This window comes from Halorhodospira sp. 9621, assembly GCF_022228055.1.
GTDB classification, from domain to species: domain Bacteria; phylum Pseudomonadota; class Gammaproteobacteria; order Nitrococcales; family Halorhodospiraceae; genus Halorhodospira; species Halorhodospira halophila_A.
On the sequence record NZ_JAJNRD010000023.1, the window covers coordinates 12072 to 26275 of the forward strand.

At 70.3% G+C, this 14204-nt stretch carries 13 protein-coding genes; 7 read left to right on the forward strand and 6 right to left on the reverse strand.

The features are described 5' to 3' along the window. Nucleotides 1–12 precede the first annotated feature (12 nt). Nucleotides 13–735 carry a DUF481 domain-containing protein gene (locus LRF89_RS10325; RefSeq protein WP_238635175.1) on the reverse strand — a complete coding sequence of 241 codons (723 nt, stop codon included), beginning with the start codon at nt 733–735 and terminating at the stop codon, nt 13–15. Between the two features lie 173 nt (nt 736–908). Here LRF89_RS10325 and hda point away from each other — a divergent pair, with 173 nt between their 5' ends. After that, complete coding sequence (hda, locus tag LRF89_RS10330; RefSeq protein ID WP_238637027.1) at nt 909–1634, forward strand: DnaA regulatory inactivator Hda; 726 nt, start codon at nt 909–911, stop codon at nt 1632–1634. Here the strand turns inward: hda and LRF89_RS10335 are convergent. Further along, nucleotides 1561–1938, reverse strand: a complete 378-nt coding sequence (locus tag LRF89_RS10335; RefSeq protein ID WP_201169008.1) for a DUF2069 domain-containing protein — start codon at nt 1936–1938, stop codon at nt 1561–1563. The two genes, hda and LRF89_RS10335, sit on opposite strands and share 74 nt — an antisense overlap. Beyond that, complete coding sequence (wrbA, locus tag LRF89_RS10340; protein WP_238637028.1) at nt 1935–2537, reverse strand: NAD(P)H:quinone oxidoreductase; 603 nt, start codon at nt 2535–2537, stop codon at nt 1935–1937. The genes LRF89_RS10335 and wrbA overlap by 4 nt, the downstream gene beginning before the upstream one ends. A gap of 61 nt (nt 2538–2598) precedes the next feature. Here wrbA and LRF89_RS10345 point away from each other — a divergent pair, with 61 nt between their 5' ends. Continuing rightward, nucleotides 2599–3927: a virulence factor BrkB family protein gene (locus LRF89_RS10345; protein WP_238637029.1), complete on the forward strand. Its 1329-nt coding sequence runs from the start codon at nt 2599–2601 to the stop codon at nt 3925–3927. Next, the gene (gene yccX / locus LRF89_RS10350; RefSeq protein ID WP_201168999.1) at nt 3924–4202 is read left to right on the forward strand and encodes an acylphosphatase; all 279 of its coding nucleotides are present in this window, start codon (nt 3924–3926) and stop codon (nt 4200–4202) included. Before LRF89_RS10345 ends, yccX begins: the two co-directional genes overlap by 4 nt. A gap of 51 nt (nt 4203–4253) precedes the next feature. Here the strand turns inward: yccX and LRF89_RS10355 are convergent, their stop codons facing one another. The 3 genes from LRF89_RS10355 to LRF89_RS10365 all read right to left on the reverse strand — a co-directional run bounded on the left by LRF89_RS10355 (nt 4254) and on the right by LRF89_RS10365 (nt 8852). Next, nucleotides 4254–5129: an SDR family oxidoreductase gene (locus tag LRF89_RS10355; RefSeq protein ID WP_238637030.1), complete on the reverse strand. Its 876-nt coding sequence runs from the start codon at nt 5127–5129 to the stop codon at nt 4254–4256. Next, nucleotides 5105–6811, reverse strand: a complete 1707-nt coding sequence (locus LRF89_RS10360) for a proline--tRNA ligase (RefSeq protein ID WP_238637031.1) — start codon at nt 6809–6811, stop codon at nt 5105–5107. The genes LRF89_RS10355 and LRF89_RS10360 overlap by 25 nt, the downstream gene beginning before the upstream one ends. A 100-nt stretch (nt 6812–6911) precedes the next feature. Next, complete coding sequence (locus tag LRF89_RS10365) at nt 6912–8852, reverse strand: EAL domain-containing protein (RefSeq protein ID WP_238637032.1); 1941 nt, start codon at nt 8850–8852, stop codon at nt 6912–6914. A 355-nt stretch (nt 8853–9207) separates the two neighbouring features. On the opposite strand from LRF89_RS10365, the gene LRF89_RS10370 reads away from it, so the two are divergent. The 4 genes from LRF89_RS10370 (at nt 9208) to LRF89_RS10385 (ending at nt 14153) form a co-directional block, all read left to right on the forward strand. Beyond that, nucleotides 9208–9654, forward strand: a complete 447-nt coding sequence (locus LRF89_RS10370; protein ID WP_238637033.1) for a hypothetical protein — start codon at nt 9208–9210, stop codon at nt 9652–9654. A gap of 82 nt (nt 9655–9736) precedes the next feature. Then, nucleotides 9737–10306, forward strand: a complete 570-nt coding sequence (locus LRF89_RS10375) for a hypothetical protein (protein WP_238637034.1) — start codon at nt 9737–9739, stop codon at nt 10304–10306. A 76-nt stretch (nt 10307–10382) separates the two neighbouring features. Further along, nucleotides 10383–11237, forward strand: coding sequence for a hypothetical protein (locus tag LRF89_RS10380; RefSeq protein ID WP_238637035.1), 855 nt, complete (start codon nt 10383–10385; stop codon nt 11235–11237). Between the two features lie 9 nt (nt 11238–11246). Then, a complete protein-coding gene (locus LRF89_RS10385) occupies nt 11247–14153 on the forward strand; it encodes a hypothetical protein (protein WP_238637036.1) in 2907 nt (968 codons plus the stop codon). Nucleotides 14154–14204: the final 51 nt, after the last annotated feature.

A 14204-nucleotide genomic window follows, 5' to 3' on the forward strand; every position in this document is an offset into this window, starting at 1 on the left:
TGCGTGCGCGGCTCACCAGTCGTAGGTCAGGTTGACCAGGGTGGTGGCGTCGTAGCGGGAGTCGGCCTCGGTGTTGTTGTCGTAGTCGTAATTGAGCTGCAGGCTGGCGCTGAGGTTCTCCATCAGCGGCATGCGCAGCCCGGTGCGCGAGGTGACGAACCACTCGTCGGAGTCGCTCAGCTCGCTGATCAGCTCGTGGCGGTGGAAAAAGCGCAGGGCCCCCTCCATGAAGTACTGCCGGTAGTCCAGTGCCCAGCGCGCGGCGGCCTCGCGGTTGCGATCGCCGGAGTCCAGCTTCTCCTCGCTGATGTAGGTGGGGCCGGCCTCGGCGGAGAGGCGGATGCGGTCGTCGTCGAAGAACTGGTAGCCGGCACCGATACCGGCGACGTAGCGCTGGCGCAGGTCGGCCTTGCGGTCCTGGCGCCAGGAGAGATTGGAGTTGGCGTACCAGGGGCCGTGGAAGAACCAGTCGTAGCCGGCGCCGATGCGGGAGTTGTTGACGTCCTCATCGCCGTCGCCGTCCTTGCCGCGGTTGAGCTCCAGGTTGGCGGTGAAGCGGTGGGCGTTGGTGCGCTCCAGGTAGTCGGCGTTGAGGTTGTAGCGCTCGGACTCGGTGTTGCCCTGGTTGATGGCGATACCGAGGCTGGCCGAGGCCTCGCGGCCATCGGCGGCTGCGCTGCCGCCGGCGGTGGCCAGTGCCACGGCCGCGGCCAGGTGGATGGAACGTCTGCGCATGGTGAGCGGCTCCTCGATCCGTGTGGGTGTCGGGTCGGCGGCCCGCGGCGGCCGCGGGCCGGGTTCCGTGCGCGGGAGATTAACAGGCCTGCGCCGCTGGACAAGGCGGCGCTTGACAGGGCGGCGACGGCGCCCTGGAATGAGCCCACCCGCAATGCCCACCGGGGGGATCGGTGCAACTGCCACTGAACATCCGCTGGAACGCCGCCGCCGAGCTCGACCGGTTCGTGCCCGGCGAGAACGATACGGCCCTGCGCCTGGTCACGGACCTGGCCGACGGCGTGCTCGAGGCGCCGGCGCTCTACCTGCACGGCCCCCACGGGGTCGGTAAGAGCCACCTGCTCCAGGGGGTCTGCCGCCGCGTGACCAGCGCCGGCGGGGTAGCGGTCTACCTGCCGCTGGATCAGCTGCTCGGCCACGGCGCGGCGGTGCTCGACGGCTGGGAGCAGGCGCAGCTGATCGCCCTCGACGATCTCGATGCGCTGCACGGGCGCGACGAGTGGCAGGGTGCGGTCTTCCACCTCTACAACCGGGTGGTGGAGCGCGGCGGGCGGCTGCTCTTCGCCGGGCAACGGCCGCCGGCGGAGCTGCCGCTGGGGCTGCCGGATCTGCGCTCGCGCCTGGGGTGGGGACCGGTGGTCGCGGTGCGCGAGCCGGATGAGGCCACCTGCCTGGCCATCCTCCGCCAGCGCGCGGCACAGCGCGGGCTGGAGCTACCGGACGCCACGGCGCGCTACCTGATCCGCCGCCTGCCGCGGGAGCTACCCGGACTGCTGGCCTTCTTCGAGACCCTGGACCGGGCCTCGCTGGCCGCCGGGCGCCGGCTTACGGTGCCGTTTGTCCGCGAGATCCTTGCCGAGCGCTCCCGGCTTGACGCAGATACATCAGGGCGGCGGTGAAGTAGACCACCGCCAGGGCGATCTCGAGGACGCCGAGCCAGCGCTCCGGGCCGGGCACCGCGGCGTAGGTAACGCCGTGGATGAAGTAGATCAACACGAAGATCGCGCTCCAGGCCACGGTGTAGCGGCGGCCGTAGAGGACCCCGCGGGCGGTGAGCGCCAGCGGGCCGAGCAGCGTGATCAGGGCGATGGGCATCAGCGCATCCGCGGGCGGATGCAGCCACAGCAGCCAGCTGGTCATCAGCACGACCAGGCCGATGAAGGCGGTGATGGCGATCCGGTGCAGGGCCTTGGCCGACATCATGCCTCGGGTCCGTAGAGCTGGACGGCCAACCGCGCCACGCGGCGGCCGAGGGCGTTGCACAGCTTGCGCTCCTCGTCGGTGATCGGCCGGTTACCCGCCGTCCCGGCGGTGTGGCTGGGGCCGTAGGGCGTGCCGCCGCTGGTGGTCTTGGCCAGGGTCGGCTCGGTGTACGGCAGGCCGACCAGGTACATGCCGTGGTGGAGCAGCGGCAGCATCATGCTCAACAGGGTGGACTCCTGCCCGCCGTGGAGGCTGCCGGTGGAGGTGAAAACCGCCCCGGGCTTGCCGGCCAGCGTCCCGGAGAGCCAGGCGCCGCTGGTGGTGTCCAGGAAGTACTTCAGCGGGGCGGCCATGTTGCCGAAGCGCGTGGGACTGCCCAGGATCAGCCCGTGGCAGTGCTCCAGTTCCTCGACGATGGCGTAGGGCGCCCCCTCGTCGGGGACCGCCGGGGCGACGCTCTCCCAGTCCGGCGAGACTGGCGGGACCGTGCGCACCACGGCGCTGGCGCCGTTGACGGCCTCCACGCCCCGGGCCACGTGGCGGGCCATATCGGCGGTGGCGCCGCTTCGGCTATAGTAGAGCACCAGGATCCTGGCCACGGCGGTATCTCCGTTGGTTGCGGTACCCGGCATTCTAACGCCTGCACGGAGAGGCTCCACCATGACGGAACTGCGCGGCCGCCTGCGCGCTGCCGCCGACAGGCTCCGGGCGTTGCCCGCCCACCCGCTGGTCAGCCAGGCGTGGGGGTTCGGCGAGTACCTGGTCCAGCGCATCCAGGCCGATCAGTGCGCCAAGAGCGCCGGCATGCTCGCCTACGTCACCCTGCTGGCCATCGTGCCGTTGATGACCATCGGCTTCTCGGTGCTGGCGGCCTTCCCGGTCTTTGAGGGGGTCACCGACCGCCTGCGCGAAGCCATGGTCGATTACCTGGTGCCGGCGGCGAGCGACGCCATCGACGAGCACCTGGAGAACTTCATGGGACGCGCCGCCGAGCTCACGGCAGTGGGCATCGCCGGTCTGACGGTGACCGCACTGTTGTTGCTCAACACCATCGAGCGGGTGCTCAACGAGATCTGGCGGGTGGAGCGGCCGCGGCCGACCCTTCAGCGGTTCATGGTCTACTGGACGGTGCTGACCATGGGCCCGCTGCTGCTTGGCGTGAGCGTGGCCTCCACCTCGTACATGGGCACGGTGAGCCTCGGCCCGCTGGAGCCGCCGTCGGATCTCATCGCCCAGCTGCTCAACCTGGCGCCGTTCGTGGTGCAGGCCGTTGTCTTTACGCTGCTCTACAGCCTGGTGCCGCACCGCAGCGTGCCGGTGCACCACGCCGTGATCGGGGGCGTGGTGGCCTCGGGGCTGTTCGAGTTGGCCAAGGGCGGCTTCGCGGCGTTCATCGCCCGCGCGCCGACCTACGAGGTCATCTACGGGGCCTTGGCGGCGCTGCCCATCTTCCTGGTCTGGCTGTACATCTCCTGGCTGGTGATCCTCATCGGTGCGGAGGTCACTCAGGCGCTGCGTGGCTACCGCTGGCGCACCGGCGGCCACCTGGCCCGCGACCGGTGGGCACTGGTGCTGGCGGTGCATATCCTGGGGCACCTCTATCAGGCGCAGCGCCGGGGCGAGGGGGTCACCTTCGCCGAGCTGCTCGAGCAGGAGCCGGAGGCCGGCGAGCCCGGCCTGGCCGAGGCCCTCGAGGCCCTGCGCCGGCACCACGTCATCGAGCGCAGCGCCGACGGCGCCTGGCTCCTGGCGCGGGATCCTTCGACCTTCAAGCTGGCCGAGCTCCACCGCATGCTCGCCTACCCGCTGCCCCCGGCGGCGGGCTTGGAGTCGGGCGTGGCGTGGGATCGCCGGCTGGCCGAGCGGCTGCGCCGGGTGGAGGAACGTTGGGAGCAGAGCTTTGATCTGCCGCTGAGCGCCCTGCTTGAGCCCACCGCCGAGGAGGTGGCCGACGCAGGGCGCCCGGCGGCGCGTGCGGAGGTAGCATGACGACGACCGACGAGAAGACACGCTGTACCATCAGCGGCCGGGTGCAGGGGGTTTGCTTCCGGGCCGCCACCCAGGAGCAGGCGGTGCGCCTGGGCGTTACCGGCTACGCCCGCAACCTGCGCGACGGACGCGTGGAGGTGCTCGCCTGCGGGCCGCCGGAGGCGGTCGCGCAGCTGCGCGAGTGGCTGCATCAGGGGCCGCCGGCGGCCAGCGTCACCGCGGTCCACTGCGAGCCGGCCGACGACCCGGCCCCGGCGGATTTCACCGTCCGCTGACGGGCCATTGGCGGCTGTGGCTGCCGCACACCGGCCGCGTGCGCCGGCGCGCTACGCCCCGCCGCCGATCAGTGCGGCATACCCCTCCCGGAACGTCGGGTAGCGGAAGCGGTAGCCGCTGGCCTTGAGCTTGCGGTTCGAGCCGCGCTTGCTGCCCACCCCGCGCATGCCGCCGCTGCCCGGTTCGCCGCGCGGGGGTTGCGGCACGCCGAGCAGCTCGGCGATGCCGTCCATCACCTCGCACTGGGTCGAGGGGGCGTCATCCACTCCGAGGTAGACCCCGCCGGGGACCTCGTTGCGGCCGAGGTGGGCGAGGCTGCCGACCACGTCCTCGCTGTGGATGCGGTTGGTGTACTGCCCCTCCTGGCACGGCTCGCCGGCCTCGACCTTGCGGATGAGGAAGTCGCGGCCGCTGCCGTAGATGCCGCCGTAGCGGGCGGCGACCCCGGCCCACGGGCCGGCGAGGGCGATGGCCTCGGCCTCGAGCAGGCGCTGCCCGGAGAAGCGCCCGGGCTCGGTGGGGCTGTCCTCGTCGATCCACTCGTCGGCCTGCTGGCCGTAGACGGCGGTGCTGGAGACGAAGACCAGCCGCCGCGGCGCGGCCGGGTGGCGACGCAGCACGCCGGCGAGGTTCTGCAGGCCGTCGACGAAGGCGCGGCGGTAGCCGTCGTCGTCGTAGCTCCCTGGGGTGAGGATGTAGTAGACGGTATCGAGCCCGGTGGGCACCGCCTCGGCCAGGGTCGCCGGGTCCTCGAGGTCGGCGGCGATCGGGGTGATCCCCTCGGGCAGGCCCTCGGGCTGGCGGCGCAGGCCGAAGACCTCGGCCCCGCCGGCGCCCAGGCGGCTGCCCAGGGCCTGGCCGATGCGGCCGCAGCCGGCGATGAGGACGCGGCCGCGGGGGCCTAGGTCAGACGGTTCTTCAGCCATGTCACGATCTCCGTGCGGGGGACGCTGGTGGGGTTGTCGTCCTGGCGACCCTTGTATTCCACGCTGCTGTCCTGGATCGCCCGGGGGCTGACCACCACCCGGTGGGGGATGCCGATCAGCTCCATGTCGGCGAACTTCACCCCGGGGCGGGCGTCGCGGTCGTCGTAGAGGACATCGATGCCGCTGGCGGTCAGCTCGCCGTAGAGCGCCTCGGCGGCCTCGGCCACCGCCGGATCCTCGGCCTTGATGGCCACCAGGGCGACCTGGAACGGAGCGATGGGCGCCGGCCAGCAGATGCCCTGATCGTCGTGGTTCTGCTCGATGGCCGCGGCCACCACCCGCGAGACACCGATGCCGTAGCAGCCCATGGTCACGGTGCGCTCTTGGCCCTGCTCATCGAGTACGCTGGCGCCCATGGCCGCGCTGTAGGTGGTGCCGAGCTGGAAGATGTGCCCCACCTCGATACCGCGGCGCAGGGTCAGAGTACCCTCGCCGTCGGGGCTCGGGTCGCCCGCTTCGACCTCGCGCAGGTCGGCGGTCTCCGGCTCGGGCAGGTCGCGGCCCCAGTTGACGCCGGTCAGGTGGTAGCCCTCGCGGTTGGCGCCGCAGGCAAAATCGGCCATCGCGGCGGCGGCGTGGTCGGCGATCAAGGGGATCCCCGCCAGCCCCACCGGCCCCAGCGATCCGAACGGGCAGCCCAGCTCGCGCTCGACGCGCTCGGCCTCGGCGAAGGTCAGCGGCGCCTTGACCGCCGGGTGCTTCTCGGCCTTGAGCGCGTTGAGCTCGTGGTCGCCGCGCAGCAGCAGCGCCACCAGTCCGCCCTCGGCGCCCTCGACCACCAGAGTCTTGAGGTTGCGCGACTCGGGCAGCCCCAGATAGGCAGCCACCTCGGCGATGGTCCGCTGCTCCGGCGTGGCCACCTCCTCCATGTTCGCGCCGGGTGCCGGGCGCGGCTCCTGCGGCGGCAGTGCCGGGGCCAGCTCGACGTTGGCGGCGTAGCCGCTGGGCTCGCACACGGCGATGGCGTCCTCGCCGGAGTCGGCGAGGACCATGAACTCGTGGGAGACACTGCCGCCGATCGCTCCGGTGTCGGCCTCCACCGGCCGGAAGGCCAGTCCGGTGCGCTGGAAGATCCGGCAGTACGCCTCGTGCATGCGCTGGTACTCGGCGCGCAGGTCGTCCTCATCGAGGTGGAAGGAGTAGGCGTCCTTCATCAGGAACTCGCGGGCGCGCATGACGCCGAAGCGCGGGCGGATCTCGTCGCGGAACTTGGTCTGGATCTGGTAGTAGTTCACCGGCAGCTGGCGGTAGCTGCGGATCTCCCGGCGGAAGAGGTCGGTGATCACCTCCTCGTGGGTGGGGCCGAAGCAGCAGTCGCGGTCGTGGCGGTCCTTGATGCGTAGCAGCTCCGGGCCGTACTTCTCCCACCGCCCGGACTCCTGCCAGAGCTCCGCCGGTTGCACGGCGGGCATGAGCACCTCCAGCGCCCCGGCGCGGTTCATCTCCTCGCGCACGATCCGCTCCACCTTCTGCAGCACGCGCAGCCCCAGGGGCAGCCAGGTGTACAGCCCCGAGGAGAGGCGGCGGATCATGCCGGCGCGCAGCATCAGCTGGTGGCTGACGATCTCGGCGTCGGCCGGGGTCTCGCGGGTGGTGGATAGCGGAAAACGGGTGACGCGCATCGATTCGCTCCCTGTCTGGATCCGGTCTTCGGCGACGGCTGGGCCGCGGAACCGGACTAGGGTAGCGCAGCAGGGGCGCGGGGGCGAAGGGAGCAGCGGGTCAGGACGCCGCGGTCAGCCGCCCGGCGATCACCTCCGCCGGCGCGGGGTGGCCGAAGTGGTAGCCCTGCGCCTCGTTGAACCCCATTTGCTGCAGCAGCTCCGCCTCCTGGCCGGTTTCCACCCCCTCGGCGGCCAGCCCCATACCGAAGCGCTGGGCGAGCCCGGCGATGCTGGTCACTAGCGCCTGTTGGTCCGGGTCCGTGGGCAGGTCCCGGATCAGCGTCTGGTCCACCTTGAGCCGCCCGGCGGGGAGATCGCGCAGGGAGACGAGCGACGCGTAGCCGGTGCCGAAGTCGTCGATGGTCACCCCCAAGGCGTGCCGGCGGGCGTGGGCCAGGCCCTCATGGCCGGCGCCGCCGGTCTCCAGCAGCTGGCGCTCGGAGAGCTCGATGTCCACGGTGTGCGCCGGCAGGCCCAGCCGCTCCAGACGCTTGCTGAGCACCGCCGGATCCAGCGCGCCGGTGCCCAGGGTGCGTCCGGCGGTATTGACGCTCACCCGCGGGACGCGGCGCCCCTGGGCGTGCCAGTCGGCGAGGTCGGCCAGCACCTGCTCCACCACCCAGCGGTCCAGATCGCCGAGCAGGCCGGCCTGCTCAGCGGCGTCGATGACCTCCTCGATGCCGGGCTGGGGGGTGGGATCCTCGGGCCAGCGCAGCAGGGCCTCCAGGGCGGTGAGCTCACCGCTGGCCAGATCGAAGACCGGCTGGTAATGGACGCAGAGGGTGTGCCGATCCAGCGCCCGGCGCAGGTCGCGGATCAGGGACACGCGCCGGGCGACGCGATCGCCCAGGTCTGGCTCGACGATCTGCCCGGGTTGGTGGTCCGCAGCGGTGTGCGTGGTCGCCGAGCGCGCCTGCTCGAGCAGTGTGGCGGCGTGGCGGCTGTGCTCGGGGAACAGGGCGATGCCGATGCGCGGCTGCAGCCGGCAGGTGCAGGTGCCGGTCTCCACCGGCTGTTCGAGGGCCTGGCCGATGCGCTGCGCGACCTGCAGGGCGCCGCTGCGCGAGCCGGTCTCCGGCAGGATGGCGGCGAACTGGCCGCGTCCCAGGTGGCCGAGCAGATCGGCGTGGCGCAACTGCCCGCCCATACGCTCGGCGACGCCGTGCACCACCCGATCGGCGATCTCCGCACCCAGCCCGGCCTCGGTGCGCTCGAAGCCGTCGAGCTGGACTACCAGTACGGCCAGCTCGGTGTCCCGGGCCTCGGCGCGCTGCATGGTCCAGCGCAGCAGCGCCTCGGTGGAGTCCCGGTCCGGGAGACCGGTAAGCGGTTCCCGATCGACGGGGTGTGGCGGCCCCTCGGCTGTGGCCCCGGGGCCCGGTTCCCGGGGGGCGAGCAGCAGCAGGACCAGCGGACGCTCGTGCAGCGGCGCCTCGATCAGCTGCGCCCGGGCCTGCAGCAGGCTGCCGTCCTCGCCGCGACGGGTGCTCAGCCGGACGCCGCCGCGCGGGGTGGCGTGGGGCGGGGCGGGGTCACCGGTCATCAGCGGGCACTGGGTGCGGATCCGCGCCAGCGCCTCGCCGGGCAGGATGCGCTCGGCCGGCTCGCCCAGGACCCGCTGCGGTTGGCGCTGGAGGAGTTCGCTGGCGGCCGGATTGCAGAGCGCCACCCGGCCCTCAGCGTCCAGGCCGACGACGGGCTGTGGGCCGTGCTCGAGCAGCGCGGCGGCCAGCCCGGCCCGGTCCAGGTTCCAGCGCAGGGTGTGGCAGCGATCCTCGCCGTCGCCGTGGTCAGGGAACTGCAGCTCCAGCAGCCGCAGCGGGTGCACCCCGAGCACCTCGGCCACCTCCGCCACCGTGCCCAGGTTCGGATACCCGTCGCGGGACCAGAAATCGTAGAGCGACTGCCGACTCATCCCGGCCCGCCGGGCGACCTCGGCCAGGGACAGGCCCTGCTCGTTGGCACAGCGGCGGATGAAGACCTCGAGCTCCGTGCTCATCGGTGCACTCCTTGTCCAAGTAGCCCCGCGCTTGCGCTCCTCCCGGGGCCCCGTTGCGGCCCCTCACTGGTAAACGTCTAGTTAACCGGAGGGGCGACGGGCGATGGAAGGGTGGAGTGTCCAGATCCATGGACAGATCGGCCAGTGCGCGGGTGTCTGATGTTTCGGACGGTCGAGGGCGCCCATTCGTCGGAACAGCTGGACGGAGACGGTCAGGGGCCTTTGGTAGCGTCCCAAGTGCCAGCCAATCCCGGGTCGACGATCGGAGAAATGACCCGGGGCTGGACCACCGGAAGTCGCTTCTTGGCTGAAGCAGACCAAAGGATTCGCACAGGGAAACAGAGGAGAAGCAGTCATGCGGAAGTTCGACTGGACCAAGGGTGCGCTGGCGCTGACCGCGGGTTCCGTTCTGGCCATCGGGGCCGGGAACGTCGCGGCCGACAACTCGCAGGACATTGACGATTTCGAGGTTGAGGTCGAGGTCTGGGAGCCGGTGGAGATCACCGATGTCTCCGAGCCGAACCTTGATGACGATGGGTATGCCCCGGGCGCTGAAGCTACGGATGATTTCACCGCTACCGTCGAGGGCGAGGAGGGTGCTGGGGTGACCGTCACGTACACTAGCGAGGGCGAAATGTCCGATACGGACGACATCACGGTGACCCTGCCCGACAATGAGAACGTCACGCTCGATGGCGGCGACGCGGGGGTCGGTGGCGAGTTCTCGGCTGATCTCGACGACGGCACGACTGCGGGTAAATACACGGAGACCGTGACGATCACTGCGGATTACGAGTTTTAAGCGCCTCCTTAGTCGAGGATCCGAAGGATGAAGCGCGGGCCCCGTAGGGGGCCCGCTGGATCAAGGCTAGAGGAGGTGGGCCATGAGCCAATCGAAGCGCTATCCACCGCGCCGGGCTCACACGAGCGTTGCGACATGGACCGCGGCGAGTGCACTCGTCTTGGCTGCAGGCTCAGCGTGGGCTGGTGGGGATGAGCTTCACGTAGACGATGCACAATATGAGGTCGATATTGAGGTCTGGGATCCGGTCACGGTTACGGTCGGGCCAGACCTGACTTGGGATGACCCGCTCTTCGCCGGCGAGCCCTTGCCCGAGAGCTACGATGTGCCCCAGCTCACGATCGAGGGCGAGCCGGATAAGCTGGTCAATCTTGAGCTGACCGGCGATCTGCATGATGTCGATGACAAGAGGCCCATCCTGGAGGTGAAGAACGGCACCGACACGTTTGAGATGATGCTCACGGCGGCCTTCGACTTCTCGAAGGGTCCCGTTGAGCTGGACAGCGATGGTGAGTACAGCTATCCGATCAAGGTCTGTGATTGTCCCGCCAACGGCGATCAGGCCACAACTGAGTCCCCGATCCCGGAGGACATCCGAGCAGGCGACTATAGCGCAACGATCGAAGCCCGCGTAGATTATGCGGACTTCTAAGTGATCGGGGATCCTTGCCGGGGGCAAGCGAGGATGCCGGAGCCCCCGTCCTTTTAGTTGTGGGGAGGTTGGTAGCATGCGCAAGCTCGCGTTCGGCGCCTCGTGGTTGGCAACTGCGGGGCTCAGCTTGGCGGTGGTGGGCGATGCGGTGGCGTCGTTGCAGCTCGCCCCGCAGCGCGTCTTCCTGGATGAGCAGCAGCGCGCCACGCAGGTCCAGGTCTTCAATCGCAGCGACGAGCGCCAGGAGTATCGCGTCTTGGTCCTGGACGAGGAGGTGACACCCCGCGCCGGCACAGAGCTGAAGGAGCCGGTCGAGCCTCCGAACAGCGATCGTGGTTACTACGGGGCTGACCTGGTGCGGTTCCATCCGCGGCAGATGACGCTGGAGCCGGGCGAGAGCCAGACCGTGCGCATGATGGCCCGCTTCCCGGATAACCTGGAGCCGGGCGAGTACCGGGCGCGGCTCGCGGTCCGGACCATGCCGACCGGGGATGCCCAGGCCTTCGCCGACGATCTCGGCGAGGACGAGGTGGCGGTGGAGATCGAGACCCTGTTCGCCATGAGCGTGCCCATGGCGATCACCTACGGTGAGCCCGAGGCCGAGCCCGCCTTCGGCGAGGTCCGCCGCGTGGCCGAGGAGGATGACGATACCCTCGAGGTGGTGCTCGAGCGCAACGGCGAGCGGGGCGTCTACGGCGACTTGGCCGTCTACCGGGAGGGTGAGGCGGAGCCGGTCCTGGAGCGCTCCCGCGCCGTGGTGCCCGCCTCCATGGCGGATCACCGCATCATCGAGCTCGACAATGCCGAGGCCGGGATCCGGGCGGGTGACCGGCTGCGGCTGGTCTACCGGGCCTTCGACGAGGCGGAGGACGGGAGCCCGGCCCCCGAGGGCGGCCATGTCCTCGCGGAAGAGGTCGTGACGGTCGAGTGACCGGTCGGGGTGGTGTCCGCCCGCGCCGCGCTCCTGGCCGGTGTCGTTGGCCTCTCCCTGGCGCTGCAGCCATCGATCGGCCTCGCATCGAGCCCCCTCTCACTGGATGCCCTCGAGGAGGCGGACGAGGAAGCGCGGAGCGACATGATCGTCCGCCTCAGCCTAGAGGGCTACACGCTCGCCGATACCGAGTACCTGATCCAGGAGGGGGAAGCGGTTTACTACCCCCTCGGGCAGATCGCCAGCCACCTGGAGTTGGCGCTGGACGTGCAACCCCGCGAGGGCGAGGTGACTGGGTGGGTCCTCGATCCCGACCGCACGGTCTCCTTCGACGCCGACAGCGGCATGGGCAAGGTCGGAGGCGACCCCCTGGTCCTCGGGGACGAGGACTGGATCCAGGAGCACGATGACCTCTACCTCCGGGAGGAGGCCATCCAGGCGTTCCTGCCCGTGGACTTCGAGCACCGCCCGCGCGATGCCGAGATCCACATGCGCGCTGAGGAGGAGCTTCCTGTGCTCAGCCGGCTGGAGCGCGAGTCCCGCTGGGCGGAGCTTCGCGACGGGGCTCCCGCCGACGAGGGGGAGGCGTGGCTGCCCCGGGAGCCGCTCCCGCGGCGCGCGCTGACCCGCCCCGCATGGTCCCTGAGCCTCGATCAGCGGCTGAACGACGAGCAGACTGCTACACGGGGCGATCTTGCAGGGGCCGGTGATGTGCTCTGGCACGAGTCGGAGTGGCGGCTCCTGGCCAATGACGAGGATGGCCTCCGCCGGTTCGACGGCGCGCTCGGCCAGCAGGTTGGCCACCCGGCTTTGGAGCGCTACGAGCTAGGTCGGGTCAATCCGCCGCGCTATGACCTGGTCCGCCGCGGTCGCTCCGGGATGGGGGTGACCGCGACCAACCGTCCGGAGGGCGTGGCGCGAACGACCTTCACCGATCAGACAATCGAGATCGAGGTCCCCGAGGGCTGGGATGTCGAACTCTATCGCGACGGTGACCTGATCGACTTCGCCCAGGACGTCGATACGGACCGCCTCGAGTTCGACGATATCGACGCCCGGCCGGGCACCAACCCCTACACCATCGAGTTCTACGGGCCGCACGGTGAGCGGGAGACCATCACGCGCACCATCGAGATCGGCCCCGGGCTGCTGCCCCCGGGCAGGGTGCACTACAGCCTCGACGCCGTCTGGGAGGGCGAGAGCCTCTACGAGCAGGACCCAGCCGATGAGCACGTCCGGAGCGCTGCCGGGCGGGTGGATGTCGGCGTGACCGAGGCCGTGACTGTCGGCGCGGACGTCCACTACCAGGAGCCCGATGAGCAGGCGGCTCCGGCCGAGCGCGAGCTTGTGGGTGCGGACGCCGCTTTCAGCGCCCTGGGCGTCTGGGGCCGTGTGCGCGGTGCCTTCGATCGCGAGGATGGCAGCGCCTGGCGGCTGTCCCTGGATCGGGGGCTGGGGCCGCTGGATCTCGGCTACGAGTACACCCATGTGGATGGCCTCGAGGGTGAGGCCATCCGCAGCCGCGTCAGCGGCGAGCTGCGCCACGGCCATGAGCTCCAGGCCGCCGGCTCCCTCGGGCCATTGCGCACGCGGCTGCGCTATGAGCACCAGGAGTCGGCGGACGGCGAATCCACCTGGCAGCGGCTGCGCACCCGCGAAAACGTGACCATCGGTGGGCAGCGCCTGAGGCATTCGCTCCGCGTCAGCCGGACGGATGACGAGGATCCCGCAGCGCGGGGAAGCCTCCAAACCCGCTGGGGCCGCCATCGCCAGGGGCGGCTGAGCCTCGGGGTCAGCTACGACCTCGCCCCCGAGGCGGAGATGGACAGCGCTAACGCGGAGTACAGCCAGGACCTCAACGCGAACTGGCGCGGCAGCGCTAGCGTGCGCGGGAGCTTCAACGATCGCCCCCACCGGCTACGGCTGGGGCTCTCCCGCACGAGCCGCGAGTACTGGCGGCTGTCGGGGCGGGGCCAGATCGATACCGAGGGGAGCTGGCAGGTCTCGGTCGGCGTGGACGTCGGCGGTCTGCCCCATCCGGATGGCGGCTGGTATCCCGATCCGGAGGCCGGGCGCGGCTACGATCACGGCGCCGTCCTGGCCCGCGTGCACCAGGACGGGGAGCCCGTGGAGAATGTCGAGGTCTGTGCCGACCGTCAGTGCGGGGCCAGTAACGAGGACGGTGAGGCCTGGGTGGCCCGACTGGAGCCACACGAGCCGGTCAATGTCGAGGTCGATGTCGGCTCCATCGAGAACCCCTTCGTGCGACCGGCCAAGGAGGGGGTGAGCTTCCAGCCGCGCCCCGGCAGGGTGTTGCCGTTGGAGTACGCCTTGCACGAGACCGGGGAGGTGGACGGTACGGTGCACCGGCGGCGCGGGCTGCACGACCCCGAGGAGGTTTCGGGTTTCGAGATGGAAGCGGTCGATGCCGAGAGCGGCGAGGTCGTGCGCAGCGAGCGCAGTGTCTTTGACGGCCTCTACATCCTCGACCAACTTCCTCCTAGCGCTTACCGGATCCAGGCCTCCGAAGAGCAGGCGGAGCGCCTTGGCGTGCCGCAGTCAGCGACCGCGCAGCGGGTCGCCATCGAGGACGACGGGGACTTAGCCCGCGGTTACGACCTGACCATCCACGATGACGGTGAGATCGTCCAGGCTGCTGAGCCAGCGTCTCCGGTAGAGGAGATTCGCTTCGAATTCGACGAGGGGTACAGCCTTCGCGACCACCTCGAGCACGTGCTGGAGCGGCTGGGGGCCCCAATGTCCGACGAAGATCTAGCGGCGTTGGTCGAGGAGGTGCGGATGCTCAATGGTGATCCAGACGATGGGGACTCGGTGATCGTCCCCGCAGATCAGGCTCCGCTGGACGAGATCGCCCACTGGGAGCGCACCGGGAAGCTCGGTCTGGAGTCGCAGTGAAGTGCTAGCCGGGAGGGGCGCTTACCTGGGCGGCGCTTTCGCGGCGTTTAG